Here is a 24,959-nt window from a genome sequence, read left to right as displayed (position 1 = left end):
CGGGCGAGCAACGCCCCATCACGCACAGGAGGCAGCCGGACCATGGTCATCAGAACCCGGACCGCCGCCGCCCCCTCGGGCCTGCGCCGCCTGCTCCTGCGGGCCCCGATCCACCTGTACCGGTGGCGCCTCGGATGGCTCCTCGGGAGCCGATTCCTCCTGCTGACACACATCGGCCGCACGAGCGGTGCACACCGCCGAGTGGTCCTCGAAGTCACCGGCCGCGACCCGCTGAGCGGGGGCTACCTCGTGGCCTCCGGGTTCGGCCCGTCCTCGCAGTGGTACCGCAACATCGCGCACACGCCGGAGGTGACGGTCCAGATCGGCCGACACGCCTTCACCGCGACCGCCCACCCGCTGAACCCGACGGGGTCGGGGCTGGCCCTGGCCCGCTACGCGGAACAGCACCCGCGCGCGGCCCGGTCGCTGATGCGCTTCTGCGGCCTGCACGTCGACGGGACACAACGCGACTACTTCCTCGCCGGACGCGACCACATCCCCTTCGCGACCCTCGTACCGTCGGACGCCGACCGACCCCGGGGGTGAGGGCAGCCGGCACGGGCGCTCACCCGCCACCCACCCGCCCCCTCTCCGCGAGGCTGCGGAACGAACGCCGCACCGGCGGCGCCCCCTCGGGCCTCCGCGGCCGGTCCGACCGCGGCACACCCCGACCCGTGCGGCGATCCCGCCACGCGGACTACTCGTACAGCCGCGTGAGCCACTCGGCCAGGAGGTGCTGTTCGGCGGGGGTGAGGACACTCTGCTCAGGCAGTGACGCCCGCAGGGCGCGGGCCGCGCCGGCCGGCCCGCGTTCGCGGACTGCCGGCTCCGCACTGGTGACGGCGCCGACCATCGCCTCGCGCATCGCGGTCAGCAGGGCCGGATCGCGGTCGCCCTCGGGCAGGGACAGCCACGTCAGGACGGCGCCGCGCGCGGTGGCGTTGACGATCTGGGCCGCGAGGTCCTCCCCCACGCGCAGCAGGCCCGCGACGGCCAGGCGGCGGATGCGCGCCATGAGGATCTCGACACCCACCCGGTAGACGGCCGAAGCCCGGGTGGGCTCACCGTACATCAGCACGTAGAGCGCGGGATTGGCCAGACCGAACTCGACCGCCACGTCCCAGCCGGACCGCAGGGCGCGGACCGGGTCGGCATCCTCACCGACGTGGTCCTTCGCGGCCAGGAACTGCGCGAAGCCGTGCTCGGCCACGGCATCGAGCAGACCCTCCTTGTCGCCGAACAGCCGGTACAGCGCGGGCGGCTGGAGCCCGGCCGCGTCGGCGACGGCACGGGTGGTGACCGCATCACGCCCCCCGCGCTCCAGCAGGTCGATCGCCGCTTCGACGATCCTGCGGCGGGTTCGTTCGCGCGGCGAGGGGGCGGTCTCCGCGACGCGCCGCCCGGGCGTGGGGTCCATGGCCATGATCAATGTTAACCACCGGACGACACCGCCGCGATATCGGCGATACCCAGATAGCGATTCCATTGTTACTATCAATGGAACCACCAGGTCAGTTCCACTGAAAACACCTCAAGGGGGGCACCCGTGTCCGGTCGTCTCAAGATCATCGGCTTGGAGGAGACCGTCATCGTCCCTTCCGTCTTCGAGGCCTACCGGCGGGCCGGATCACCGCAGGTCCCGGCCCGCGGCTTCGGTGACGGCACCATCGCGAGGAACCTGCACGAGGTCGGCGAGCGGCGCCTGGCCCACATGGACGACCAGGGCATCGACGTGGCCGTACTGTCCCTGTCGTCGCCGGGCGTGCAGGACCTGCCCGAGGCGGACGCGATCGCCGTGGCCCGCGACGCCAACGACGAGCTCGCCGCGATCGTCGCCTCCCGCCCCGACCGCTTCCAGGCGTTCGCCGCTATTCCCACCCAGTCGCCGGCCGCGGCCGCGGCCGAGCTGGAACGCGCGGTGATCGAGTCGGGCTTCCCCGGCGCGATGCTCTACGGCCGCACGGGCGACAAGCTGGCCGACCATCCCGACAACGACGAGTTGTACGCCACGGCCGAGCGCCTCGGCGTGCCACTGCACTTCCACCCGCAGACACCGGTCGAACCCGTCGTCGACGCCTACTACTCCGGCCTCGGTGACATCGGCCCGATCCTGGCCGGAGCCGGGATCGGCTGGTACTACGACCTCGGCATCCAGTACCTGCGCATGATCTTCTCCGGCGTCTTCGACCGCTTCCCCGACCTCCAGGTCATCGCCGGACACTGGGGCGAGGTCACCATGTTCTACCTCGACCACATCGGCTTCTTCGCCGAGGCGGGCGGTCTGACGCAGCCTCTCGCCGACTACTGGAAGCGGAACTTCTGGGTGGCGGGAAGCGGCACCAACAGCCCCCGGTACCTGCGCTGGACGTCGGAGGTCATCGGAACCGACCGGATGCTGTACTCCACCGACTACCCCTTCACCTACGGCTTCCGCCCCGGCGGCTTCCCCTACGTCGACACCAGCAACGGCAGCGCCCGCTCCTTCCTGGAGGACTCGCCGTTCACCGACGACCAGAAGGCCGACATCGGTCACCGCAACTGGGAGCGCCTCACCTCCCGCGCCGCGCGACCGGCCGATTAGGGCACGCCGGCCGGGGCCGGCCCGTCGTCGACCTCCGCGGCCGGCCCCGCCACGGCGGACCACGACCTCACCAGGGCCGACGGCCGATCGACAGCAGAAGGCCCCGGAGCGCACCCGCCACCGCGGAGACCACGCCGCCGGCGAACAGCAGCGCGGCCACGAACAGGCAGGTACGGGCCGCCAACCAGGCTCCGACGGCGACACCCCGCAGGTAGGACCCGGCCAGTGATCCTCCGCACCCGGGGACCGGCGAGGGGTCGACCACTCCGCTCGCGAACCTCGACACCAGGGTGAGCGCCGTGAGCCACGACGCGGCGAGCGCCAGCTTCCGCAGTGCCGGCCTGCGCTTCAACCACGTGGTCACACCGCCCGCTCCCCGTCGGGCGCACGCCCGGCCGCTCCGATTCCGCCCCCGGCGGGCCGGCCCCGGCGGACACCACCGGCCGCCGTGCATCGCGGCCGGACGACCCGGCGTCCGGCACCCCCTCCGACGCCGATGAACGGTCCACCGGGGTTTCGGCGGCTCCCCGCCGCATCCCGCGAGTGGGCCGCTCACGCCCGGCCCCCCTCGAACTCCGGGGCCTCGGCCGCGAGTCGTTCCACGCGCGCCGCCGTACGGACTCCGAGAGCCCGCAGGGCGTCGAAGACATCGAGCATGGCCCGGGCGTCACCATCGGGAACACGCGCCAGTTCCATGGTGTGGATGAAGTCCAGCCGGTCGCGGTCATCCGCGCCGCCCAACCTGCCGCCGGCGGCCCGCTCCCGATCTGAACGGCCGGGCCGCCGGGGCGAATCCCCTGACACCTGGACATCCACCTCCGTCCGCCACTCGCCCGGCTGTCGCGCGCCGATCCCGCTGTGCGCCTTCGGTTGGCGGGCGGACGTCGGCCGATCGCGGACGCGGGGCGCCTGCGGCCGGCCGGAGCACCGGCGCACTCTTTGCATTATGCAAAGAAATCGGACGGGACGCCAGTTCCCTGCGGGTGAACTCGAAGCGGCACGAGGCCGCTGCGCGACGGCGGGAAGATCGAATGAACGTGTGCACGGACGCGTCGGGGAGGTAAAAAGGACACATGTCCGACGACCTCACCGTGCACGCCTCCCGCGACCGGCCCTCCGGCCCCGTCGAGGAGGACCTGGTCACCGCCGTGCTGACCGCCTCCCGGGTCCTGGTGGCGATCTCCGCGCGATCGCTGGGGGAGGTCGCCGAGGCGCTCACCCTGCCCCAGTTCCGGATGCTCGTCGTCCTGCACTCGCGGGGCCCGATGAGCATGTCACGCCTGGCCGAGCTCCTGGCCGTCAACCCGTCGACCGCCATGCGGATGATCGAACGGCTCGTCGCCGCCGGCGTCGTCGCCCGGGAGGTCAGCCCCGGGGACCGCCGCGAAGTACGCATCACCCTGACCGAGGCCGGGGTCCGGACCGTGGTCGACGCCACCGACCGCCGCCGCGAGGAGATCTCCCGGATCGTCGCCGCCATGCCCGCGAAACAGCGCACCGGCCTCGTCGACGCACTGCAGGCCTTCGCCGAGGCGGGCGGCGAGCCGTCGGCACCCGACCGGAACCCGGCCGACCTGCTCGGCTGGTGACGGCTCACCGCAGACCGCCGTCACGCCCCAGCAGCAGCCCCAGACCCTCCCGCGTGGCGGCGACCACCACCAGGTCGCCGCCCCCCAGCGCCCTCGGAAGTGACGGGCACGTCCCTTACCGCGACGGGCTTCCACGGCGGTGACGGGTGGAGTGGGGCAGGCAGAGCAGGTGGCGTCTGCGGACGATCGGACAGTGACGGACGTGCCCGGGCTGTTCCACCCGTGCCCGCGAGGCGGGCGGCTGACGCTGTGGAGTCGCGCCGGAGGCCAGGCCTGCGAGCGGTATCACGGCAAGGAGCAGCAGCGACACGACCGCGACCACGGCGGCGCCGTCCGGCACCAGAGCCCGTCGACGGGCGCGTGCCGCGCCTGCGCTCTCCGTCTGCAGTTCGTCCGATCCGTGCACAGGCGGCACGGTTCGCTCTTCGGTCATCGACATGGTCAGGGTTCCCCGGTGCGTGGGCGATCGGTGCAGGATGGTGCGGCGCGACTGCGGCGGCGCGGGAGGCGGATGCGGCCGGGCGGCCTGCTACGCACCGGCGGGCACGGGCTGCGGCTGCGCCGCGTCCGGCTGCGGGGCGACCTGGTCGAGGTCGATGCCGCGGCGGCGGAGCTTGGCGGTGTAGACCGTGTCGCGGGACAGCCTCCGGCTGGCGAGCTCGGCCAGCACGATGGCGGCCATGAGCGGCAGGATGATCGTGTACTCGCCGGTGAGCTCGAAGAGGATCATCACCGCGGTGATCGGCGCGCGCGCCGCACCGGCGAACACCGCGCCCATCCCGACCAGCCCGTACGCACCGACGAGACCCGCCACACCCGGCAGCAGGGCGTGGGCGCTCTGGCCGAAGGCGGATCCGAGCATCGCGCCGATGAACAGGCTCGGGGCGAACACACCGCCGGAGCCGCCGATGCCGATCGTCAGCGACGTGGCGAACATCTTGCCGACCAGCAGGAGCAGCAGGAACCCGACCGCGTAACCGCCGCCGACCGCGTGCTCCAGGACGGGGTAGCCGACGCCGTACATCTCCGGAAGGAGGAGCAGGACCACTCCGAGCAGCAGACCGCCCACTGCCGGCCGCAGCCACTCGGGGCCGCGCCACAGCGCGTCGCACGCGTCCTCGATCAGGTAGAGGACCTTGCTGAACACCACGCCGACCGCGCCGCCGAGCAGACCGAGCGCGGCGAACAGGGCGTACTGGGCGAGGTGGTCGACGTGGAAGGCGGGCAGCCGCAGGAAGGGGGTGTCGCCGAGCACCGACCGGCCGATGACGCTGGCGGTGACCGAGGCGAGCACGAGGGCTCCGAAGCTCTCGGCGGCGAAGTCGCGCAGGATGAGCTCCATCGCGAAGACCACGCCGGCCAGCGGGGCGTTGAACGTCGCGGCGATGCCGCCTGCCGCGCCGCACGCCACGAGCAGCCGCAGCCGCTCGACCGGCACCCGCAGGGCCGACCCCATCGAGGAGCCGAGCGCGGAGCCGATCTGCACGATCGGCCCCTCCCGGCCGACCGACCCGCCGCCGCCGATCGTCAGCGCCGAGGCCAGCGCCTTCACCACGGCGACCTGCGGCGCGATCCGCCCCTGCTTGCGGGCCACGGCGTACATCACCTCGGGCACCCCGTGCCCGCGCGCCTCCCGGGCGAACCGGTACACCAGTGGCCCGTACACCAGCGCCGACAGTACCGGCACCACCAGGACGAAGTACTGCCCCAGCCACGGGACGTACGGATTGGCGGCACGTCCGGCCGCGGCGTAGTCGGCGTGGCCGGACAGCAGGCGGGTGAACGTCATCACCATCCACCGGAAGACGATCGCCCCACCACCTGCACCCGCGCCCACCACCACCGCGAGCACCAGCAGACCCCGACGTGAGGTCCACACGGCTCGTAGCCGACCTGTCGACCTCAGACTTATTGCACTATGCAAAGACCGCATGCGAGTGATTGTAGGGTCATCACTCCGACTGCGACAGGAGGGCTCGCATGGCGGGCACCGACTCCGGCGCGGGCAGGGGCCGGAACCCGAGGCGGGCGGAAGGGCGGCCGGCCATCCGGTTTCACCTCAGGCGGGACAGGCAGGTCTGCGAGCACGGGCCGGGGCGGCGCAGCGGGTGACTCCCCTCCACGGACCGCGCACGCTGCGGGCGAGACTCTCCGCCCCGGCCCCCGAGAGCCGCCCGGCCCCGGCCGCAGGCCCCCGCACCGACCGCGAGCCGGACAGATCGCCGCGAATTCCGACACCATCGATCATCATCCGATTGTCATATGCCTGGATGTCCGAGTCTTGTGATCAATTCCGGTCTCGTCGATTGCGGATTCGACCCTGCGGCTAGAGTCCGAACCCGAAGTCGAAAGCTACTCGATCCGGGCGATTGCGGGGAACATGCCAGAAGTCGAATGGACGGCGAAACACCGCGACTCCCTGGTGTCCGTCACCTCCGAGATCCGGCGGAGGGCCCGGACCGGCGAGCTGTCCGGCTCCCTGCAGGTCGCCGGCGATCCCGGTGGCCGGTTCCACTTCCGGACGGGCGCCGTCGTCGAGGTCTCCTCACCGGGCGCCCCGGGCGTGGAGACCCTGCTGCTGCACTCCGGCCGGGTGAGCGAGTCCGACTGGTCGACCGCCCTGCGGGCCGGCGAGGCGGGCGACCGGGCCGGGGCCGAACTGGTCGCCCGCGGGCTGGTCGGCCAGGCCGAGCTCCAACTGGTCTGCCTGATGGCGGCGCTGGACGCAGCGCTGGCCATCGGCATGGGCCGGATCGACGGGTTCTCCTTCGATCCGGGCGCCCCTTTCCAGCACCTCCCGGCGCCCGAGGGCATCGACGCGGACTGGCTGCTCCAGGAGGCCGAACGCCGGATCGGCGTGCTCGCCTCGCTCGCCGCGCCCCACGCCCCCTTCCACAGCCGCCCCCTGCGGACGGTGACGGGCGCCGCCCTGCTGGAGGAGCCGGCGAACCCTGACGGGTCGCCGGTGAACGGCGACCGGCGCGAGATCCTGGTCCGCGTCAACGGGCGCCGCAGCGCCCGCGACATCGCCTTCCTCCTCGGGCGGAGCCTGTACGCGGTGACCGTCGAGATGGCGCGCATGCACGGTGAGGGCCTGGTCCGCTCGGTCGGAGCGCCCGGAGCACCCGGAACGCTCCGGCCGAGCGGAACGGCGGACGAGCACGGTCGCCCCTTCGGTTCGCCGGGCACCGGGGCGCCACCGCTCGCCGCCGGTCCGCGCCCCGACCGGCCGGCGCTTCCTCTGCGCCAGCGCGGGGCGAGCCGGATCACCGAACTGTTCCCGCTCCGGCCGATCTCCGAGCGGCTCCCCTGAGGGAAGCGCCGAAACGCGCCGAAAGCCCTTCGGAACCCGGGGAACAACCCCGGCGGACTCCGCACCGGACCTTGCGAAATCCGCGGCACAAGCCGGCATCGGCGCCCCGCGCAATCCCTCGCACGACTCCGCTCGAAGCCCGCCGCCCTCGCGCGGACCCCTCCCTCGTCGGAATCCCCCCGCGAGAACAATCGTGAACGAATGAACAGATACAGGAGCACCATGCCGATCAAAGGCGACGACCTGGCCACCGAGATGCGGCTACTCCGGGACCGGGTGATCGGGGTCACCGACGTGGTCGTGGCGTCCGCCGACGGACTGCTGATCACGGCCGAGACCGACGACGCCGCCGACCCCGAGGTCCTCGCCGCGCTCACCGCCGCCGCGGTCGGCATCGCCCGCCGGTCCGGCAGCGCGACCGGAAAGGGGCCGCTGCGCCACACGACGGTCAGATTCAGCGACGGCTACCTCTTCGCCCAGGCGATCGGCGAACTGGGGCTGATCGCCGTACTCGGCGACGCGGGGATGGACATGAAGCGCCTGCACGTCGAAACCCAGGGGGCGGCGGAACGCATCGGCTCCGTCCTCGCGCCCACGAAGCCGACGCCCCCGCCACGCGCGGCCGGGGCGGCCGAACCCGGGGAGCCGGTCAGGCCGACCGGTTGACCGCCGCGCCCCCGACGACCCGCCCCGTATCCAGCAAGTGAACGACGACACCAGGAGACCAAGCACCCCATGAACCTGCCGGAGACCCAGCCCCACAGCATGTCCGAACGCGTGGCCCGCATCGTGAAGAGCCTCCGCGCGGAGTCCCCCGACTGCGTGGCCGCCGGCATCATCGACATGTCGACCGGCATGCTGCTGGCGGTGGAGACGGTGGACACCCACCCACCGGAGGTCCTCGACATGCTGGCCGCCGCCACGCTCGACCTCTTCCAGGGCCGCAACGTGGTGATGATCGAGGGCATCTTCAAGGAGCGCCGCGGCGTGGTGAGCGACCGGCACTACTTCCAGGAGATCCTGGTCAACAGCGACAACCTGACGCACCTGTTCCTGCGGATGGAGAGCGCGGACGAGGTCGTCGCCGTGGTCGTCTGCCGCAAGACCGTGAACGTCGGCATGCTCTTCGCCCAGGCCAGGAGGGTCCTTCGCGAGCACGGTCCGCTCTGAGCCACCGGGGCTCCCACCGGGACCGCTATCATGCGTGGACGTTCGACCGGCCGTCACCGAGCCGCCCCCTGGCGGACATGCACATGACAGCCTATCAGTTCACCGGAGGGGACCGGATGTTCGACGACAGAGGCAACAGCGATGCGACGGACCTGCAGACCGACCGTCCGCATCCGGCCCGGATATACGACTACTGGCTCGGCGGGAAGGACAACTTCCCGCCGGACCGGGCCGCGGCCGAGCATGCCATCTCCATCGCGCCCGACATCCCGCAGGGCGCCCGTGAGAACCGCGCCTTCCTCCGCCGGGCCGTCCGCCTCTGCGCCGAGGCCGGCATCCGCCAGTTCATCGACATCGGCTCGGGCCTGCCCGCCCGGGGCAACGTGCACGAGGTCGCGCAGGAGGTCGCTCCGGACTCGCGGGTGGTCTACATCGACAACGACCCGATCGTACTCACCCACGGTCGGGCGCTGCTCGCGGACAACCGGACCACCACCGTCCTCACCGGAGACCTGCGCGACCTCGACGAGCTGCTGGACCGCCCGGAGCTCCGCGAGTTGATCGACCTCTCCCAGCCGGTCGCCGTGCTCCTGCTCGCCGTCCTCCACTTCGTCGGCGACGAGCACGCCGACGCGGCCGTCCGGGCGATCCACAAGCGGGTCGCCCCGGGCAGCTACCTGCTGGTCTCGCACAGCAGTTCCGAGGGGGACCCCGAGCGGGCCGCCGAGGTCGCGAAGACCTGGGACAACACCGCCTCGAAGATCCACGACCGTGGCCGCGCCGACGTGGTGCGGTACTTCGACGGCTGGGAGCTGCTGGAGCCCGGGGTCGACTTCGTCCCGCTCTGGCGCCCGGACGGCCCGACCGACGGCTCCACCCGCTGGATGTACGCGGGCGTCGGCCGCAAGGCCTGACCGCCGGCCGGTCCTTCCGCCGACTCCCCGACAGGACACGGCCCTCCACCCGCGGCCCGCCGCCGGCACGCCCGGCGGCGGGCCTCGGCGCGTCCGGACCGGCACCGCGCTCCGCCGCCCCGGTGCGGCGTCCGACCACCACCCGAGCGGACGCATCGGACCGGCGCCGTCCGGAGTCCGTCGCTAGCGTGGGCGGACGGCGGCGCGGAACGGTACGCGTCGCACGGCGACGACGGCAGCGGCGACGCCGACGGCAGCGGCGCGAAGCAGCGGAAGGCCGGGCGGGTGCAGATGGTCAGTGGCGAGCTCGATCTCACCGGGCTGCGGCGCGTCTACGGGCGCCCCGGCAGCCGCCTCTTCTACACGGCGGTCTGCCGCAACGCCCGGCACTGGGGCTGGACGGAGCCCGGCCAGTCGAAGTGGCGGTGCTGGCGGGCGCAGCGCCAGCTGGAGGGGGTGCTGGGGCGCAAGCTGTCCCTGCCGGCCGGCTCCCGGGTGCTCGACGCCGGCTGCGGTGCGGGCGTGGTGGCACGGGAGATGGCGAAGCGGTTCGGCCTGCGGATCACCGGGGTCGACGTGCTGGACTTCCACGTCCGGGAGGCCCGCCGACTGAGCGTGCGGGCCGCGCTGGAGGACCGGACCACCTTCTCCTGGGGCGACTACCACGACCTGGAGTTCGCCGACGGCTCGTTCGACGGCGCGTACTCGATGGAGACGCTGGTGCACTCGTACGACCCGGCGCGCGCCCTGGCCGAGCTCCACCGGGTGCTGCGGCCGGGCGGCCGGCTGGTGCTCCTGGGCCCGATCGGGGCGCCGCGGGAGGAACTGGGCGCCGAGGGCCGCGCGGTGCTGGATCCCTACCTGGACGCGATGGTCTTCCCGGGGGCGAAGCAGTACGACACCCGGAGTCTGAACGATCTGCTGGCCGGGGCGGGCTTCCGGGTCGAGGAGGCGCTGGACGCCACCGCGCGGTACCGCCCGACCTCGGACGCGCTCTACGCCTACTTCCGGGTGCCGTACGCGCTGCTGCGGCTGTTCGGCCCGGCCGAGCGGTGGCTCAACATGCGGTCGGTGGTGGAGATGTACAAGGTCCGGGACTACGTCTCCTGGTACGTCCACACCGCGGTCAAGCCGTAGGGCCCCGGCCGGCCGCACCGGCGCCCCCGCCGGCGCGCCCGACGGCGCCCCGCGCCGGAGCGTCAGAGGCGGGCGCCGAGCATCCGCAGGACCAGCTCGCCGTAACGGCGGCCGAGCTCCTCCGGGGTCTCGCTGCTGCGGTCGGTGTACCAGCGGGAGACGTCGATGCCGAGCGAGGTGACGGCCCGGGCGGCGGTGCGGACCTCGGGGACGACGAAGAGGCCGGCGCCGACGCCCTCCTCGATGAGGGCGGTGACCTCGCGCTCGATGTCCAGGCGCAGCGCGGCGACCACCGCGTAGGCGTCCTCGGGCAGGGCGTGGAGTTCGTAGTTGACCACCCGGCCGACGGTGCGGCCGCGGGCGTGCCAGACCGTGAACTCCTCGACCAGGCGGCGCATCCGGGCGGCCGCGTCGCCGTCGCCCGCCGCCGCGGCCCGGACCAGGGCGAGGGTGGCCGCGTGGCCGGTCCGGCTGATCTCGGCGAGCAGGGCGGCCTTGGACGGGTAGTGGATGTAGAGCGCCGCGGGGCTCATGCCGGCCCCGGTGGCGATGTCCCGGGTGGTGGTCGCGTGGAAGCCGCGCTCGGCGAAGGACTCCACGGCGGCCTGGAGCAGCCGGTACGCCGCCTCGGGGCGGGCGTCGGCGCCGCCGGGCTGGGCGGGCCAGAGGTCGGCGATGGGCGTGCTGGTCATGGCGCCATCCTCCCAGAAGGGTCGGGCGAGCGGTCCGGCGGCGGGGTCGGGCGGGCTGTTGACAGGGTCCCGCACCGACAGCATGCTAAGCAAGCGCTTAGTCACGAGCACTGAGGCAGAACGTGAGATCAGCCGGCCGGACCCTCCGGCCGGCTCCCCGGCCAGCCTCCGGCCCGCCCTCCGGCCGGACCGCGCGAAAGGACCCTCCGTGGTGCACTCCTTCAAGGGCCAAGTGGCCGTCGTCACCGGCGCCAGCCGGGGCATCGGCCTCGGGATCGCGCGGGAGCTGGTGGCCCGCGGCGCCCGGGTCTGCCTGACCGCCCGCAACGCCGAGCCGCTCGCCGAGGCCGTCCGCGACCTGGGCGGGCCCGAGGTCGCCATCGGCGTCGCCGGCAAGGCCGACGACCCGGCCCACCAGGACGACGCGGTCGCCCGCACGATGGAGGCCTTCGGCCGGCTCGACCACCTGGTCAACAACACCGGCATCAACCCGGTCTACGGCCCCGTGCTGGACACCGACGAGGCGGCCGCCGCCAAGATCCTCGCCGTCAACGTGCTCGCGCCGCTGGCCTGGACCCGCCGGGCGCACGCCGCCTGGATGGGCGAGCACGGCGGCTCGGTGGTCAACGTGGCCTCCGTCACGGGAATCCGGGCGTCGCTCGGGATCGGTCTGTACGGGGTGTCCAAGGCCGCCCTGATGCGGCTCACCACGGAGCTGGCCGCCGAGCTGGGCGGCCAGGGCATCCGGGTCAACGCCGTCGCGCCCGCCGTGGTGAAGACGAGGTTCGCCGAGGCCCTCTACGAGGGCCGCGAGGAGCAGGTGGCCGCCGCCTACCCGCTGGGCCGGCTCGGGGTGCCGGAGGACGTCGCGGGCGCGGTGGCCTTCCTGCTCTCCTCGGACGCCGCCTGGATCACCGGTCAGACCCTGGTGGTGGACGGCGGCGTGACCCTGGGCGGCGGGCTGTGAGCGCCGCCTCGGAGCCCGCCGGGGGCAGCGTCCGGGGCCACGGGGACTTCGCCGGCCAGGGCGTGGTGGTGACCGGCGCCGGTCGGGGCATCGGGGCCGCGCTGGCCCGCGCCTTCGCCGCGGCCGGTGCCCGCGTGGTGGTCAACGACCTGGACGCCGCGGCCGCCCGTGCGGTGGCCGCCGAGTGCGGCGGCACGGCCGCCCCCGGCGACGCCGCCTCCGCCGAGGGCGTGGCCGCGCTGGTCGACCAGGCCCGGGCCGCGCTCGGCGAGATCGACGTCTGGTGCGCCAACGCCGGGGTCGCGCCGGTCGGCGGGGCCGACGCGTCGGCCGGTGCCTGGGCGGCCGCCTGGGAGGTCAACGTGCTCGCGCACGTCCGCGCCGCCGACCTGCTGCTCCCCCGCTGGCTGGAGCGCGGTGAGGGCCGGTTCGTCTCCACCGTGTCGGCGGCCGGGCTGCTCACCATGCTCGGCTCGGCCCCGTACGCGGTCTCCAAGCACGGCGCGCTCGCCTTCGCCGAGTGGCTGGCCGCGACCTACCGCCACCGCGGCGTCCGGGTGCACGCCCTGTGCCCGCAGGGCGTGCGGACGGACATGCTCACCGCGGCCGGCGCGGTCGGCGAGGCGCTGCTGGCCCCGACCGCGATGGAGCCGGCGGACGTCGCCGCGGCCCTGTTCAAGGCACTGCGCGAGGACCGCTTCCTCGCCCTGCCGCACGCCGAGGTGGCCGAGTACTACGCCGTCCGGGCCACCGATCCGGACCGCTGGCTGGCCGGCGTCAACCGGCTCCAGCAGGGGCTGGAACGGAGCGCGGCGCTGTGAGGGCCTGGCAGGTGCACGCGTGGGGCGAGCCGCGCGAGGCGCTGCAGCTGGCCGAGGACGTTCCGGCGCCGGTGGCCGCGCCGGGGCAGCTGCTGGTCCGGGTGCGGGCCGCCGCCGTGAACTTCCCCGACGCGCTGATGGTGCGGGGGCAGTACCAGGTGCGCCCGCCGCTGCCGTTCACCCCCGGGGTCGAGCTGTGCGGCGAGGTGGTGGACGGCCCCCGGGCGGGCGAGCGGGTGATCGGCAACCCGGTGCTGCCCGCAGGAGCCTTCGCCGAGTACGCGCTGCTGGACGCCGCGGCCGTGTTCCCGGCGCCCGGGGCCCTCGACGACGCCGAGGCCGCCGCGCTGCACATCGGCCACCAGACGGCCTGGTTCGCGCTGCACCGGCGGGCCGGGCTGCGGCCGGGCGAGACGCTGCTGGTGCACGCGGCGGCCGGCGGGGTCGGCAGCGCGGCGGTCCAGCTCGGCCGGGCGGCCGGCGCGCGGGTGATCGCCGTGGTCGGAGGCCCCGCCAAGGCCGCCGTCGCCAAGGAGCTCGGCGCCGACCTGGTGGTGGACCGGAGCGCCGGGGACTTCGTCGCCGCGGTCAAGGAGGCGACCGGCGGGCGCGGCGCCGACGTGGTCTTCGACCCGGTCGGCGGCGCCGCGTTCACCGGCTCCACCAAGTGCGTCGCGTTCGAGGGCCGGATCGTGGTGGTCGGGTTCGCGGGCGGGGAGATCCCTGCCCCGCCGCTCAACCACGCCCTGGTGAAGAACTACAGCCTGCTCGGGCTGCACTGGGGCCTCTACAACACCCACGACCCGGAGGCGGTCCGGGCCGCGCACGAGCAGCTCACCGAGCTGGCCGCGGCCGGCGTGGTCCGTCCGCTGGTGAGCGCCCGCCTGCCGCTGACCGGGGCGGCGGACGCCGTCCAGCAGGTCGCGGACGGGACCACCACCGGCCGGGTGGTGGTACTGGGCACCTGAGCCCGGCTCAGCGGTGGGCCGCCACGTGGCGGGCTCCAGGCACCGACGGCGCCCGTCGCCGTCGTGACCGGCCCGCCGTCGTGGCAGCCCACCGTCCCCGCGGGGACGGCCCCGCGCGCGGACTAGCGGGTGAACTCCATCTCCGGGAAGCGCGGTGAGGGACCGTCCAGCAGGCGGTCGTCGTGCCCGCGCAGCCAGCGGTCGAAGAACGACGCGACGTACGCGCGGGTCGCCGCCACCGCGCGTTCGGGCCGGACGTCCCCGATGTCGGAACGCAGCTGATCCCCCGACACGGCGCCCTGGCGGGCGAGTTGCGGCAGCAGCGACTGCGCGTCGGTGTACGAGCCGTGCCGGGAGCCGGTGAGGGTGACGTCCGCCTTCCACCCGCTGCTGTGCTGCCAGAGCGCATCCCAGCCGGGCTGGTGGTGGTAGTCGCCGGAGTCCTCGCTCGCGGTGCCCATCAGCAGGAAGGGCCGGTCCAGGCCGTCCTCGGCGACGCTGCCGAGATGGACGCCGGTGCCGTCCGGCCCCGGGAAGTGCAGCTGACCGTCCATGTTGATACCGGCCGCGATCCGCGGGTCGTCGTGCATGGTCTGCACGGCGGTGAACCCGCCGGCCGATTGGCCGACCATGCCGATCCGGCCCAGGTCGAGCGAGGCCCCGAGGCCGGCCGGCAGCCGGCCGTCGGTGCGCAGCGCGGCCAGCTCGTCCAGGACGAAGCGCGTGTCGTCGACCCGGGTCCGCATCACCTTGCGCAGCAGGGCACCGACGTCCAGGTCGGGGCCGGCCATGCCGGGGAGGACGGAGTCGGCGCGGCTGCCGTCCGGAAGGACCACCTCGGACGCGTCGTAGGTGTGGTCGACGGTGACCACCACGTAGCCGCGGGAGGCCAGGTCCTCGACCAGGCCGGTGCCCCAGGTGCGCGGGTCGCCGAGCCCGGCCGAGTAGAGCACCACCGGGCGGGGGCCGCGGCCCGGCAGCGCGGGCGCGTCCTGGCGGGCGTGGGTGGGGATCTGCTGCCAGGCCGTCCGGCCCGGCTCGGTGTGGTAGTTGAAGACGGCGGCACCGTCCTCGCCGCCGAAGTGGTCGGCCGCGCGCGGGTCCATGTAACGGGCACGGTCGTCGCCGGTGGCGGGGCGCGCGGTCGGGTACCAGAGGCTGATCATCAGCTCGCGGACCCGGTCCGGCTTCCACGGATCCTGCCGCCCGGTGTCGGTGAGGTGCAGGGTCGTGGTGCCGACCGGGTAGGGTCCGGTGGGCTCGGGCAGCCAGGCGCGGGCCTGCCGCTCCGTCCCGGCCGGGGCCGGGGCCGGGGCCGCTGCCGTCGCCGGTACGGCGGCCGTGCCCAGCAGCGCCGTCGTCGCCAGCGCCACGGCGATCCCGGCCCGCGCCGCCCGGCTGCGGCCCGGGGCCGCCGTCCGTCCCTGTGGCCGTCCACGTCCCTGTGCCCGGTCGCGGCCCTGCTCCTGCCCCCACTTGCGCATGCTCGCCCGTTCCCCGTTCGTCTCCGCCCGCCGCCGACCGGCGGGCCCGTACCGTGACGGTACGGGCCGGAGTCGTGCGTGGACGTCATACCTCAGGACGGCCTCTCCCGGTTCCACCCTGATGTGACACCCGTTCTCGGGAGCCGTACGCTCCGGGCGCTCCCCTAGGGGTCGGCGGCGGGTCAGCGGTGGCGCTTCAGCTCACGCCGGGCGAGCGAGCGCTTGTGCACCTCGTCGGGCCCGTCGGCCAGGCGCAGCGTGCGGTTGCCGGCCCAGAGCTGGGCGAGCGGGGTGTCCTGCCCGACGCCCGCCGCACCGTGTGCCTGGACCGCCTTGTCCAGGATCCACTCGACGGTGCTCGGGGTGGCGATCTTGATGGCCTGGATCTCGGTGTGCGCGCCCCGGTTGCCGACGGTGTCCATCAGCCAGGCGGTCTTGAGCACCAGCAGCCGCAGCTGCTCGATCCGGACGCGGGACTCGGCGATCCAGTCCTGCACCACGCCCTGCTCGGCGAGCGGCCGGCCGAAGGCGACCCGGTCCAGCGTCCGCCGGCACATCAGCTCGACGGCCCGCTCGGCCATGCCGATGGCCCGCATGCAGTGGTGGATCCGGCCCGGGCCGAGCCGGGCCTGGGCGATCGCGAAGCCGGCGCCCTCCTCACCGATCAGGTTCGCCGCCGGGACGCGGGCGCCGTCGAAGTGGACCTCGGCGTGCCCGCCGTGGTCGGAGTCGTCGTAGCCGAAGACCTTCATCCCGCGCCGGACGGTGACCCCGGGGGTGTCGCGCGGGACGAGCACCATGCTCTGCTGCCGGTGCGGGTCGGCACCGGGGTCGGTCTTGCCCATCACGATGAAGATCCGGCACTGCGGGTTCATCGCGCCCGTGATGTACCACTTGCGGCCGGTGATCACGTAGTCGTCGCCGTCGCGCTCGATCCGGGTCCGGATGTTGGTGGCGTCGGAGGAGGCGACCTCCGGTTCGGTCATAGCGAAGGCGGAGCGGATCCCGGCGTCGAGGAGTGGCGCGAGCCACTGCCGCTTCTGCTCCGCGGAGCCGAACTGGGCGAGCAGCTCCATGTTGCCGGTGTCGGGCGCGGCGCAGTTGAGGGCGGGCGGCGCGAGCTGGGGGCTGCGGCCGGTGATCTCGGCGAGCGGCGCGTACTGGAGGTTGGTCAGCCCGGCGCCCGGCTCACCGGGCACACCGTGCCGACCGGTCAGGAAGAGGTTCCACAGACCCTGCTTGCGGGCCTCGGCCTGCAGTTCGGCGACGATCGGCGGCACGGCCCAGGCGGGGCGGTCCGGGTCGGCGAGCTGCGCCTCCAGAACGGGCTCGGCCGGGTACACGTGCGCGTCCATGAAGGCCAGCAGCCGTTCGCGCAGTTCGAGCGTGCGGGCGTCGTAGGCGAAGTCCATCGGGTCAGCGCTCCTTGAGGGTGGTCAGGCCGTGCTCGGCGAGGACGGGCGCGATCTCGCCGGCCCGTTCGAAGCCCGCGCCGAGGGTGCTGCCCTGCTGGAACCGGTAGTGGATGCCCTCGGCGACGACGGCGAGCTTGAAGGAGGCGAAGGCGACGTACCAGTCGAGGGCGGCGGCGTCGCGGCCGGTGAGCCCGGCGTACCGGGCGACCAGCTCGCCGGCCGAGGGGAAGCCCGGGGCGGTGGCGGCGGAGGGGATGATGCCGCCGCCGACCCCGGCCAGCTCGGTGTACATCACCAGCAGGCCGACGTCGGTGAGCGGGTCCCCGAGGGTGGACATCTCCCAGTCCAGGACGGCGGCTACGGCGTCGCGCCCGTCGACGAGCACGTTGTCGAGCCGGTAGTCACCGTGGACCAGGGCGGGTGCGGGGGACTCCGGCAGCCGGGCGGCGAGCAGGCCGTGCAGCCGGTCGACGCCGGGCAGTTCACGGCTGCGGGAGGCGGCGAGCTGGGTGGACCAGCGGCGCAGCTGGCGCTCCAGGTAGCCGTCCGGGCGGCCGAAGTCGGCGAGACCGACGGCGGCCGGGTCGATCCGGTGCAGGGCGGCGAGGGTGTCGACCAGCCGCTCGCCGATCGCGTGGACGCGCGGGGCGCCGAGGCCGGCGAGGGTGGCGGCCTCCCGGTGGGCCGTTCCGGGGACGAAGTCCATCAGGTACCAGGGCGCGCCGAGCGTGTCGGTGCCCGGGTCGAGCAGGAGGGTGCCGGGGACGGGAACGCCGGTGCCGCCGAGCGCGGTCATCACCCGGTGCTCGCGGCCCATGTCGTGGGCGGTGGCGAGCACGTGACCGAGCGGCGGACGGCGCAGCACCCAGCGGTCGGTGCCGTCGGTGAGCAGGTAGGTGAGGTTGGAGCGGCCGCCCTCGATCAGCTCGGCGCCCAGCGGGCCCCGCACCGTGCCGGGCAGCTCGCGGTCGAGGTGGGCGCGGAGCCGGGCGAGGTCGAGGCCGGGCGGGTCGACGGGGTTCTCTGGCACGGATCGCTCTCCTCACCTAGGACTGACTAAGCGCTTGCTTAGCATTCAGCGGTGGGCCGCACCCTGTCAATGCCGCCGGACCGCCAGAATGTCCTCCATGAGGTTGATCCACACGCTGGCCGGTGTGCTGCTCCTGGTCCTGACCGTCGCCAGCATCCTGCGGACCCTGGTGGTCCCGCGCGGGCTCTACTCCGCCCTGGTGCACCGGCTCTGGCGAGTCCTGCGGGCACTGCTGCGGCTGCTCGCCCGGCCGTTCGGCGGCTACCACACGCAGGACCGGGTACAGACCTGGCTCGCCCCGCTGGTCCTGCTCGGCATGCTCGGGGTCTGGCTGGGGACCATGCTGGTCGCCTACACCCTGCTGCTGCACGGCACTTCGCAGCTGGACTGGGCGGTCTCCTTCCGCGAGGCCGGATCCAGCCTCTTCACGCTCGGCTTCGCCAGCGGCGACCGCCTCCATCTCTCCGTCATCGACTTCATGGCCGCCGCCAGCGGTCCGCTGGTGATCGCCCTGCAGATCTCCTACCTGCCCACCCTCTACGGCGCCTACAACCGCCGCGAGGTCGAGGTGACGCTCCTCCAGTCCCGCGCCGGCGAGCCCGCCTGGGGCCCGGAGCTACTGGCCCGCCAGTCGCTCGTCGACACCGAGACGGCACTGCCCCAGCTCTACCGCGACTGGGAGCGGCTGGCCGCCGACATCGGTGAGAGCCACTCCAACTACCCCGTGCTGCTCTCCTTCCGCTCCCCGCAGCCGAACCGCAGCTGGGTGGTCGGCCTGACCGCCGTGATGGACGCCGCCGCCATCCACCTGGCCGTCAACCCGCGCTCCGCACCGCCCGAGGCCCGCCTGGTACTGCGCGCCGGGTTCACCGCACTGCGCGACATCGCCCGCTCGCTGCGCGTCGACTTCGACCCGGACCCCTCCCCCGACACCCCGATCCGGCTCACCTACACCGAGTTCGACGCCGCCGTCGCCATGATCACCGCCGCCGGCTTCCCCCGCGAGCGCGCCACCGCCGACGCCTGGCCGCACTTCCACGGCTGGCGCGTCAACTACGAGGCGCTCGCCTACGAGCTGGCCCGTCGCAGCGACGCCGTCCCCGCCCTCTGGACCGGCCCCCGCGACTTCCACGCCCCTCCCATCCCCCCGGCCCGCCCCGCCGACCGCCGCCCCGGCCTCCCGGGCTCCCTCTGACGCGGGGCGCGGCGCGGGCCCGGTTGCGGCGGCCGGCGGTGCAGGGCGGCGCGAGGATCCGCGCCCGGCGCCTGGAACCGCCGGCCACCACCGGGGAGGCCTCAGACGTCGACCGCGGTGCCCGTGGTGAGGGACTGCTCGGCGGCGGCCAGGATCTCGACCACGCGGAGGCCGAAGGCCGCGTCGCAGGGGTGCGGGACGCCGGTGCGGGCGGAGCCGGCCAGGGCCTCGAGGGCGCGGTGGAGGGCGGCGACCGGGCCCTCGCCGCGCTCGGGGAGGTGGACGACGCCGGCCTCGCCGCGCAGTTCCATGCCGGTCCCGCCGCCGGCCAGCGGGGTGGTCAGACTGAGCGCGAGGGTGCTGGACGCGCCGCTGGTGTGCCGCAGGACCAGGTGGACGGTGTCCAGCGGGCCGGCCACGGCGGTGACCTGCGCCGCATCGCCGAGCACCGGCAGCAGGACGGAGAGCGCGTGCGGGCCGACGTCCCAGAGCGCGCCCTTCTCGCGGCGCCAGGGCGACGCGGCGTACGGACTGGCGCTGTCGGGGGCGAAGACCGAGCCGAGCCAGTCGGAGCGGCCGGTGAACCAGCCTCCGACCGAGGCCTGCTTCTCGATCCACGGCATCTGTTCGCGGCCGAAGCGGACGGTGAAGAAGACCACCGAGGCGAGGCCGCCGGCGCCGGTCGCCCGGACCACGCGCCGGGCGTCCGGGACGGTCAGCGCGACCGGCTTGTCCAGCAGCAGGTGGCAGCCGGCCTCGGCGGCGCGCACCGCGAGGTCCGCCTGGACGGTCGGCGGGAGGGCGATGGAGACGGCGTCCACCTCGGCGAGCAGCCGGTCGAGGTCGGCGTAGCCGGGCACGCCGTGCGCCGCACCGAGCGCGGCGGCCGCTTCGGGCCGCCGGCCCCAGACGCCCGCGAACTCGTAGGCGGGGTGCTCCGCCAGCACGGGCGCGTGCACCCGCTCCGCCCAGGGGCCGGTGCCCAGCAGTCCGATCCGCATGCTGTCCTTCGTTCCCTCGTCCGTTCCCTCGTCCGTTCCCTCGTTCGCGTACCGGCTCGCCGGTCCGTTCGTGCCGCGCCGGCCGGTCCCGCCACGTCCGGCGGCGCAGTCCGGCTCGGCGGCGCGGTTCAGCTCCGCACGCGGGCCAGGGTGAAGCCGTCGTAGCCCTTGGTGCCCACCGTCTGCACCGAGGTCGCGGAGACCCGCGGCTCGGCTGCGATCACGTCGTGCAGGCGCCGGGTGGCGGTGACCGCCGGGTCGGTGCTCGCGGCGTCGGCCACGGCGCCGCCGCGGACCACGTTGTCCACGACGATGAGCGAACCGGGGCGGGTCAGCTCCAGTGCCCGGGCGAAGTACTCCGGGTTGCCCCGCTTGTCCGCGTCGATGAAGACCAGGTCGAACGGCTCGACGCCGTCCGCCACCAACTCGGCCAGCGTGTCCGCGGCCGGGCCGATCCGGATCTCGGCGACCCCCTCCAGCCCGGCCCGGGCGAGGTTGCCCCGGGCGACCTCGGCGTGGCGGGGGTCGATCTCCAGCGTGATCAGCCGCCCGTCGGCGGGCAGCGCCCGGGCCAGCCAGATCGCGCTGTAGCCGCCGAGCGTGCCGACCTCCAGGATCCGGCGGGCGCCCTGCGTGAGGGCCAGCAGGTGGAGCAGCTTGCCCTGGTTGGGTGCGACGGCGATGTGCGGCAATCCGGCCCGGTCGGCAGCGGCCGCCGCGGCCTCCAGCTCCGGATCGTGGCCGATCAGCCGATCGGTGAAGTACGCGTCCACCGCGTCCCACGTCTGCTGCGTCATCGGGCCCTCCACCTGCTGCTTCACATGCCACCGCCGGGGTAGCCCGATGCTACCCCGGCGGTGTGGCCGCTCCGCTGGAGCGACGAGCCGGACGATGTGCGGCGCGGCGGCGCGTCCGCATCCGTCCGCTGCGGAGGGTTCAGTCCACGGCGGGTGCGGCGGCCGTCGGCTCGGCGGAGGGGACGGAGGGGGCGGTGGCGGCCGCGTCCTCGGCCTCGCGCTGCCTCGCCGACTTGGCGGCCCTGCGCTTCATGATCCAGGCCGAGAGCGCGCCGATCAGTACGGCCAGCAGCAGGCCCACCCAGGAGAAGCGCGACAGCCACTGCTCGGCCACCTTGCCCACCTGGTACACCAGCAGCGTGGTGCCGCCGGCCCAGACCACGCCGCCGAGCACGTTGGCGATCAGGAACTTCCAGTACGGCATCTTCAGCGCGCCGGCGAGCGGGCCGGCGAAGATGCGCAGCAGGGCGATGAAGCGACCGAAGAAGACCGCCCACATGCCCCACTTCTGGAACGAGCGTTCGGCGGTGGCCAGGTGGTCCGGCCCGAAGTGCTTGGGGAACTTCCGTCCGAGCTTCTCGAACAGCTGCTTGCCGCCCTTGCGGCCGATCGAGTAGCCGATCGAGTCACCGATGATCGCGCCCGCGATCGCGCAGCCCGCCACCCAGACCGGGCTCACCACGCCCTTGGCGGACAGCAGCGCCGCCGACACCAGCGCGATCTCGCCGGGCAGCGGGATGCCCAGGGACTCCAGCCCGATGATCAGCGCGACCAGGGCGTACACCGCGGTCGGCGGTACGCTCTCGATCCAGGCGTCGATGTGCAAGGCCGGTTACCTCCGTGGCAGGACGAGCCGCGACGGCGCCACGCGTGCGGTGCGTGGCCGGCGGTCTCGACGTCGATCATGGCGGCACAGGCCGCTCCCCGAAAGTGCAGCCTAACGTGCCGAGGCGGCCTGTCCCCCCGGCCGATCACCCCTGATTACGACGTACGACGCGTTCTGGTGGTTCCGCCGAACGCACGGGACCGGTCGGCGCCGCCGGGCCGGCCCACGGGGGGCGGGGCTGCCGGCGGCCGGGCGCCACGCGCCGGCCGGCCTTCAGGTGATGCTGGTGTCGCCGAGCGCCTCCAGGACGCGACGCAGGACGTCGCCGGACTCCTCGACCAGGCCGCGGTCGACATCGGCGAGCAGCTTCGCGTAGTTCGCCAGATGGTCGGCGAAGGCGGCCCGGGTGACCTCGTGGCCGCGTTCGGTGAGCCGGATCTTGACCGTGTGCCGGTCCTCCCCGTCCCGCACGCGCTCGACCAGGCCCTTGGCCTCCATCCTGTCGACGCGGTTGGTGATCGTCCCGGAGGAGACCATGGACGCCTTGAGGAACGTTCCGGCCGTGAGGGCGTAGGGCGGCCCGGAGCGCTGCAGCGTGGCGAGGAGGTCGAACTCGCCGACGTCCAGGCCGTGCGCGGCCGCGGTGGCCTTGACCGACCGCTCGACCACCAGGGCGAGGCGCTGGACGCGCCCGAAGAGCTCGACCGGCCAGAGACCCTCCAGGGCGTCGGGGCGTTCCTCGGCCCACTGCCCGATGATCGCGTCCACGGCGTCGCTCATCGCCGTCACTCCTCTCGATCCCGACTCTCCCAAGGAGGACTCTATCAGTATCGATTCTCTTAGTTTCGAGATACTTGACACTAAGAGAGCCAGCTGCTGTTATCTCGACATTGAGAATGACGGTACTGAACGAGGGGGGCATCCGATGTCCGCGGTGACGCTGCGCGCCCACAGCCAGAACGACACCCCGAACGACACCCACGACGACGCTCACGACGACACCCGACCCGCCGTGCCGCAGTCGGCCGACGCGGGGGCGGCTGCGCGCCGCCCGGTGCCGGTCGTGTGGCTGGCGCTGCTGGCCACCCCGATCGCCGCGAGCGCCAACAGCCCGGTCCTGATCCTTCCCGAGATGGCCGGCTCGCTCGGCGTCCGCACGGCCACCGCGACCTGGCTCGTCACCGTCTTCGCCTGGGCCATGGCCGTCGGCACGCCCCTGATGGCGGGCCTCCTGCGGCGCCGTGGCCTGGGCAGCACGCTCCGGCTGAGCAGCGCCCTGATCGTGGCCGGCACCGCGGTCGTCGCCGCGGCGCCCTGGCTGCCGCTGGCGATGACCGGCCGGGCGGCGCAGGCCGCGGGTGGCGCAGGCCTGGTCACCGCGGCGATGAGCCTGGCGGGCTCGATCCGCCGGATGGGCGTGATCACGGCGGGCTTCGGGACGCTGGGCGCGGTCGGCCCGCTGCTCGGCTCGGCCGTCGCCGGGGCGGCCTCCTGGCGGTTGTCCCTCACGGTGGGGGGCGTCGCCCTCCTCGCCGTACCGGCGGTCATGCGCCGCGCCGATCTGTCCGCACCCCCACGGACCACCCCCTTCGACGGCCGGGGCGCCGCGCTGCTGGTCCTGCTGGCCACCGCCCTGGTGCTCGTCCCGCGCCACCCGCTCGCGGCGGTCACCGCCTCGTTGGCAGCGGCAGCACTGCTGGTCCTCCACGTCCGGTCCAACCCCACGGGCTTCGTCCCGCTGTCCCTGCTGCGCACCCGGACGTTCGTCCTCTCCGCCCTGCTCGCCTGCACCCTCTCGACCTCGTACTTCACGCTGCTCTTCACCGTCCCGCAGCTGCTGCGCGACCGGACCGACTGGTCCACCTCCACCATCGGCACCGGCCAACTGGTCGCCCTCCTCTCCGGTTCGGCGCTCGCCATGGCGCTGGCCGTGGCCTCGGCCCGGATGGGCCGTCGGCGGGTGCTGGCGATCGTGCTCACGGTCGGCGCACTGGCCCCGCTCACCGCGGCGCTGAGCCCCTGGGCTCCGCTGCTCCTGCCGGTCGCGACCCTGGCCGTGCTCGCGACGAGCGCGGGCCAGGCGACGCTGGCGGTCTCCGTCACCCAGGCCACGTCGGCCGCCCAGCGGCCCACGGCGATCGGTCTGTTCAACCTCTGCTACCAGCTGGGCGGCGCCTTCGGCCCGGCGATCGCAGCCCTGATCACGCTGGGAGGCTGACCGGCCTCCCGGGGCGGACCGCACCCGGGGGTTCCGGAGCGGGCCGACGCCGGCCGGCGGTCCTAGGCTGGTGGAGGCCGGCGGAGGCCGGCGGAGGAGGTGCGATGGACCAGGTGTCCGCTGGACGTGGCCGAGCGACGGCCGGGCCCGCGTCCACGCCCGCACGCGGCTCCCGGCGGCCCGCCCGGCTGCGGTTCGACGGCTGGATCGCCGGGATCGGGACGGCCTCCGGCACCCGTCTGGTGGTGGGCCACTGGCCGCGCTCGCCGTTCGGACCGTTCACCGACGTCATGGTCGAACGCGCGGACGGGGACCGGCTCCTGCTGGCCCCCACCGAGCGGACGGCCGACTTCGTCGCCGGGACGTACACCTTCGACCGGGTGCTGATCGCACCCGTCCGCGTCGAGCCGGGGCCGGTGGACTGGCGGATCGCGGCGGGCCCGCTCGACCTGCGCTTCACCGTCGGACGACGGGACGCCCTCGGACATCTGCTCCGGGCGGTCCCCGCTCCGGTCGCCGCCCGCCCGGCGTGGACCGCCGTGACCGACCCGCTCGCCCATCTCCTGCTGGGTGTGCGCACCCGGGGCACCGCCGGGCGGGGCCGGCGGGAGTGGTACGGCGTCCGTGACCTCCATCCGCTCACCACCGCGACCGCCGTCTTCGAGGACCGGGACCTCGGCCCGCTCGCGCCGGTCGTACCCGTGCGGTTCGGCTTCGGCTCCACGCCCCGCACCCCCTGCCTGGTCCGCGTCACGACCACGGTGGCGGCGCGCTGACGCCGACCGGCACCCGGGCACCCGCCGTGCCCGCCGCGCCCGACGTGCCCGACGCGCCTGCCGCG

24 protein-coding genes and 1 pseudogene are annotated in these 24,959 nt (G+C 74.1%); 14 read left to right on the top strand and 11 right to left on the bottom strand.

Annotated features, from left to right (window positions below; all coding sequences use genetic code 11):
* Positions 1-42 precede the first annotated feature (42 nt).
* Positions 43-546 (top strand): nitroreductase family deazaflavin-dependent oxidoreductase, encoded by a 504-nt coding sequence (locus ACF9IK_RS32795; RefSeq protein ID WP_395297694.1) that lies wholly within the window; start codon positions 43-45, stop codon positions 544-546.
* Between the two features lie 151 nt (positions 547-697).
* On the opposite strand, the gene ACF9IK_RS32790 is transcribed toward ACF9IK_RS32795, so the two are convergent.
* Positions 698-1,417: a TetR/AcrR family transcriptional regulator gene (locus tag ACF9IK_RS32790; RefSeq protein ID WP_395298748.1), complete on the bottom strand. Its 720-nt coding sequence runs from the start codon at positions 1,415-1,417 to the stop codon at positions 698-700.
* 129 nt (positions 1,418-1,546) lie between these two features.
* On the opposite strand from ACF9IK_RS32790, the gene ACF9IK_RS32785 reads away from it, so the two are divergent.
* Entirely contained in the window at positions 1,547-2,581 is a 1,035-nt protein-coding gene (locus ACF9IK_RS32785) for an amidohydrolase family protein (RefSeq protein WP_395297693.1), read from the top strand.
* A 67-nt stretch (positions 2,582-2,648) separates the two neighbouring features.
* Here the strand turns inward: ACF9IK_RS32785 and ACF9IK_RS32780 are convergent, their stop codons facing one another.
* Entirely contained in the window at positions 2,649-2,945 is a 297-nt protein-coding gene (locus tag ACF9IK_RS32780) for a hypothetical protein (protein WP_395297692.1), read from the bottom strand.
* Positions 2,946-3,654: 709 nt separating this feature from the next.
* Between ACF9IK_RS32780 and ACF9IK_RS32775 the strand changes: the two genes are divergently transcribed.
* The gene (locus ACF9IK_RS32775) at positions 3,655-4,170 is read left to right on the top strand and encodes a MarR family winged helix-turn-helix transcriptional regulator (protein WP_395293057.1); all 516 of its coding nucleotides are present in this window, start codon (positions 3,655-3,657) and stop codon (positions 4,168-4,170) included.
* A 574-nt stretch (positions 4,171-4,744) separates the two neighbouring features.
* On the opposite strand, the pseudogene ACF9IK_RS32770 reads toward ACF9IK_RS32775, so the two are convergent.
* Positions 4,745-6,025 (bottom strand): annotated as a pseudogene (locus ACF9IK_RS32770) (chloride channel protein); the annotation flags it as partial.
* 525 nt (positions 6,026-6,550) lie between these two features.
* Here ACF9IK_RS32770 and ACF9IK_RS32765 point away from each other — a divergent pair.
* The 5 genes from ACF9IK_RS32765 to ACF9IK_RS32745 all read left to right on the top strand — a co-directional run bounded on the left by ACF9IK_RS32765 (position 6,551) and on the right by ACF9IK_RS32745 (position 10,704).
* A complete protein-coding gene (locus ACF9IK_RS32765; RefSeq protein WP_395297691.1) occupies positions 6,551-7,483 on the top strand; it encodes a MarR family transcriptional regulator in 933 nt (310 codons plus the stop codon).
* 201 nt (positions 7,484-7,684) lie between these two features.
* Entirely contained in the window at positions 7,685-8,149 is a 465-nt protein-coding gene (locus ACF9IK_RS32760) for a roadblock/LC7 domain-containing protein (RefSeq protein WP_395297690.1), read from the top strand.
* A gap of 69 nt (positions 8,150-8,218) precedes the next feature.
* Positions 8,219-8,653 carry a hypothetical protein gene (locus ACF9IK_RS32755; RefSeq protein WP_428846376.1) on the top strand — a complete coding sequence of 145 codons (435 nt, stop codon included), beginning with the start codon at positions 8,219-8,221 and terminating at the stop codon, positions 8,651-8,653.
* 83 nt (positions 8,654-8,736) lie between these two features.
* The gene (locus ACF9IK_RS32750; RefSeq protein ID WP_395297689.1) at positions 8,737-9,567 is read left to right on the top strand and encodes an SAM-dependent methyltransferase; all 831 of its coding nucleotides are present in this window, start codon (positions 8,737-8,739) and stop codon (positions 9,565-9,567) included.
* A gap of 291 nt (positions 9,568-9,858) precedes the next feature.
* A complete protein-coding gene (locus tag ACF9IK_RS32745) occupies positions 9,859-10,704 on the top strand; it encodes a class I SAM-dependent methyltransferase (RefSeq protein ID WP_395298746.1) in 846 nt (281 codons plus the stop codon).
* A 62-nt stretch (positions 10,705-10,766) separates the two neighbouring features.
* Here ACF9IK_RS32745 and ACF9IK_RS32740 read toward each other — a convergent pair whose 3' ends face one another.
* Entirely contained in the window at positions 10,767-11,396 is a 630-nt protein-coding gene (locus tag ACF9IK_RS32740) for a TetR/AcrR family transcriptional regulator (protein ID WP_395297688.1), read from the bottom strand.
* Between the two features lie 208 nt (positions 11,397-11,604).
* Here ACF9IK_RS32740 and ACF9IK_RS32735 point away from each other — a divergent pair, with 208 nt between their 5' ends.
* From ACF9IK_RS32735 to ACF9IK_RS32725, 3 genes are all read left to right on the top strand, one after another.
* The gene (locus tag ACF9IK_RS32735) at positions 11,605-12,363 is read left to right on the top strand and encodes an SDR family oxidoreductase (protein ID WP_395297687.1); all 759 of its coding nucleotides are present in this window, start codon (positions 11,605-11,607) and stop codon (positions 12,361-12,363) included.
* Positions 12,364-12,425: 62 nt separating this feature from the next.
* Entirely contained in the window at positions 12,426-13,184 is a 759-nt protein-coding gene (locus tag ACF9IK_RS32730) for an SDR family oxidoreductase (RefSeq protein ID WP_395298745.1), read from the top strand.
* Complete coding sequence (locus ACF9IK_RS32725) at positions 13,181-14,152, top strand: NADPH:quinone oxidoreductase family protein (protein ID WP_395297686.1); 972 nt, start codon at positions 13,181-13,183, stop codon at positions 14,150-14,152. The genes ACF9IK_RS32730 and ACF9IK_RS32725 overlap by 4 nt, the downstream gene beginning before the upstream one ends.
* A gap of 122 nt (positions 14,153-14,274) precedes the next feature.
* On the opposite strand, the gene ACF9IK_RS32720 is transcribed toward ACF9IK_RS32725, so the two are convergent.
* The 3 genes from ACF9IK_RS32720 to ACF9IK_RS32710 all read right to left on the bottom strand — a co-directional run bounded on the left by ACF9IK_RS32720 (position 14,275) and on the right by ACF9IK_RS32710 (position 18,081).
* On the bottom strand, positions 14,275-15,636 hold the full coding sequence (locus tag ACF9IK_RS32720; protein ID WP_395297685.1) for an alpha/beta hydrolase family protein: 1,362 nt from the start codon (positions 15,634-15,636) through the stop codon (positions 14,275-14,277).
* 182 nt (positions 15,637-15,818) lie between these two features.
* Complete coding sequence (locus ACF9IK_RS32715; protein WP_395297684.1) at positions 15,819-17,048, bottom strand: acyl-CoA dehydrogenase family protein; 1,230 nt, start codon at positions 17,046-17,048, stop codon at positions 15,819-15,821.
* A 4-nt stretch (positions 17,049-17,052) separates the two neighbouring features.
* Complete coding sequence (locus ACF9IK_RS32710; RefSeq protein ID WP_395297683.1) at positions 17,053-18,081, bottom strand: phosphotransferase family protein; 1,029 nt, start codon at positions 18,079-18,081, stop codon at positions 17,053-17,055.
* A 97-nt stretch (positions 18,082-18,178) separates the two neighbouring features.
* Between ACF9IK_RS32710 and ACF9IK_RS32705 the strand changes: the two genes are divergently transcribed.
* Entirely contained in the window at positions 18,179-19,276 is a 1,098-nt protein-coding gene (locus ACF9IK_RS32705) for a hypothetical protein (protein WP_395297682.1), read from the top strand.
* A 101-nt stretch (positions 19,277-19,377) separates the two neighbouring features.
* Here the strand turns inward: ACF9IK_RS32705 and ACF9IK_RS32700 are convergent, their stop codons facing one another.
* From ACF9IK_RS32700 to ACF9IK_RS32685, 4 genes are all read right to left on the bottom strand, one after another.
* Positions 19,378-20,277 (bottom strand): Gfo/Idh/MocA family protein, encoded by a 900-nt coding sequence (locus tag ACF9IK_RS32700; protein WP_395297681.1) that lies wholly within the window; start codon positions 20,275-20,277, stop codon positions 19,378-19,380.
* 128 nt (positions 20,278-20,405) lie between these two features.
* Positions 20,406-21,074 carry an O-methyltransferase gene (locus ACF9IK_RS32695; protein WP_395297680.1) on the bottom strand — a complete coding sequence of 223 codons (669 nt, stop codon included), beginning with the start codon at positions 21,072-21,074 and terminating at the stop codon, positions 20,406-20,408.
* A gap of 139 nt (positions 21,075-21,213) precedes the next feature.
* Positions 21,214-21,900 (bottom strand): DedA family protein, encoded by a 687-nt coding sequence (locus tag ACF9IK_RS32690; protein WP_395297679.1) that lies wholly within the window; start codon positions 21,898-21,900, stop codon positions 21,214-21,216.
* Positions 21,901-22,173: 273 nt separating this feature from the next.
* Positions 22,174-22,680: a MarR family winged helix-turn-helix transcriptional regulator gene (locus tag ACF9IK_RS32685; RefSeq protein ID WP_395297678.1), complete on the bottom strand. Its 507-nt coding sequence runs from the start codon at positions 22,678-22,680 to the stop codon at positions 22,174-22,176.
* Positions 22,681-22,825: 145 nt separating this feature from the next.
* Between ACF9IK_RS32685 and ACF9IK_RS32680 the strand changes: the two genes are divergently transcribed.
* Entirely contained in the window at positions 22,826-24,118 is a 1,293-nt protein-coding gene (locus tag ACF9IK_RS32680) for an MFS transporter (RefSeq protein ID WP_395297677.1), read from the top strand.
* A gap of 104 nt (positions 24,119-24,222) precedes the next feature.
* Complete coding sequence (locus ACF9IK_RS32675) at positions 24,223-24,894, top strand: hypothetical protein (protein WP_395297676.1); 672 nt, start codon at positions 24,223-24,225, stop codon at positions 24,892-24,894.
* The last annotated feature ends 65 nt before the right edge of the window (positions 24,895-24,959 follow it).

It is taken from the genome of Kitasatospora hibisci (assembly GCF_043950205.1).
Lineage (GTDB): Bacteria > Actinomycetota > Actinomycetes > Streptomycetales > Streptomycetaceae > Kitasatospora > Kitasatospora hibisci.
The sequence above is the reverse complement of the archived record's forward strand: the minus strand, read 5'-3'. Positions and strand labels throughout refer to the sequence as shown.

Bases quoted from the DNA above. Each gene is read 5' to 3' on its own strand.
- ACF9IK_RS32745 (WP_395298746.1), top strand. From the start codon at position 9,859: ATGGTCAGTGGCGAGCTCGATCTCACCGGGCTGCGGCGCGTCTACGGG.
- ACF9IK_RS32685 (WP_395297678.1), bottom strand. From the start codon at position 22,680: ATGAGCGACGCCGTGGACGCGATCATCGGGCAGTGGGCCGAGGAACGC.
- ACF9IK_RS32700 (WP_395297681.1), bottom strand. From the start codon at position 20,277: ATGCGGATCGGACTGCTGGGCACCGGCCCCTGGGCGGAGCGGGTGCAC.
- ACF9IK_RS32680 (WP_395297677.1), top strand. From the start codon at position 22,826: ATGTCCGCGGTGACGCTGCGCGCCCACAGCCAGAACGACACCCCGAAC.
- ACF9IK_RS32750 (WP_395297689.1), top strand. From the start codon at position 8,737: ATGACAGCCTATCAGTTCACCGGAGGGGACCGGATGTTCGACGACAGA.
- ACF9IK_RS32790 (WP_395298748.1), bottom strand. From the start codon at position 1,417: ATGGACCCCACGCCCGGGCGGCGCGTCGCGGAGACCGCCCCCTCGCCG.
- ACF9IK_RS32740 (WP_395297688.1), bottom strand. From the start codon at position 11,396: ATGACCAGCACGCCCATCGCCGACCTCTGGCCCGCCCAGCCCGGCGGC.
- ACF9IK_RS32705 (WP_395297682.1), top strand. From the start codon at position 18,179: ATGAGGTTGATCCACACGCTGGCCGGTGTGCTGCTCCTGGTCCTGACC.
- ACF9IK_RS32720 (WP_395297685.1), bottom strand. From the start codon at position 15,636: ATGCGCAAGTGGGGGCAGGAGCAGGGCCGCGACCGGGCACAGGGACGT.
- ACF9IK_RS32760 (WP_395297690.1), top strand. From the start codon at position 7,685: ATGAACAGATACAGGAGCACCATGCCGATCAAAGGCGACGACCTGGCC.
- ACF9IK_RS32715 (WP_395297684.1), bottom strand. From the start codon at position 17,048: ATGGACTTCGCCTACGACGCCCGCACGCTCGAACTGCGCGAACGGCTG.
- ACF9IK_RS32765 (WP_395297691.1), top strand. From the start codon at position 6,551: ATGCCAGAAGTCGAATGGACGGCGAAACACCGCGACTCCCTGGTGTCC.
- ACF9IK_RS32695 (WP_395297680.1), bottom strand. From the start codon at position 21,074: ATGACGCAGCAGACGTGGGACGCGGTGGACGCGTACTTCACCGATCGG.
- ACF9IK_RS32755 (WP_428846376.1), top strand. From the start codon at position 8,219: ATGAACCTGCCGGAGACCCAGCCCCACAGCATGTCCGAACGCGTGGCC.
- ACF9IK_RS32775 (WP_395293057.1), top strand. From the start codon at position 3,655: ATGTCCGACGACCTCACCGTGCACGCCTCCCGCGACCGGCCCTCCGGC.
- ACF9IK_RS32795 (WP_395297694.1), top strand. From the start codon at position 43: ATGGTCATCAGAACCCGGACCGCCGCCGCCCCCTCGGGCCTGCGCCGC.
- ACF9IK_RS32675 (WP_395297676.1), top strand. From the start codon at position 24,223: ATGGACCAGGTGTCCGCTGGACGTGGCCGAGCGACGGCCGGGCCCGCG.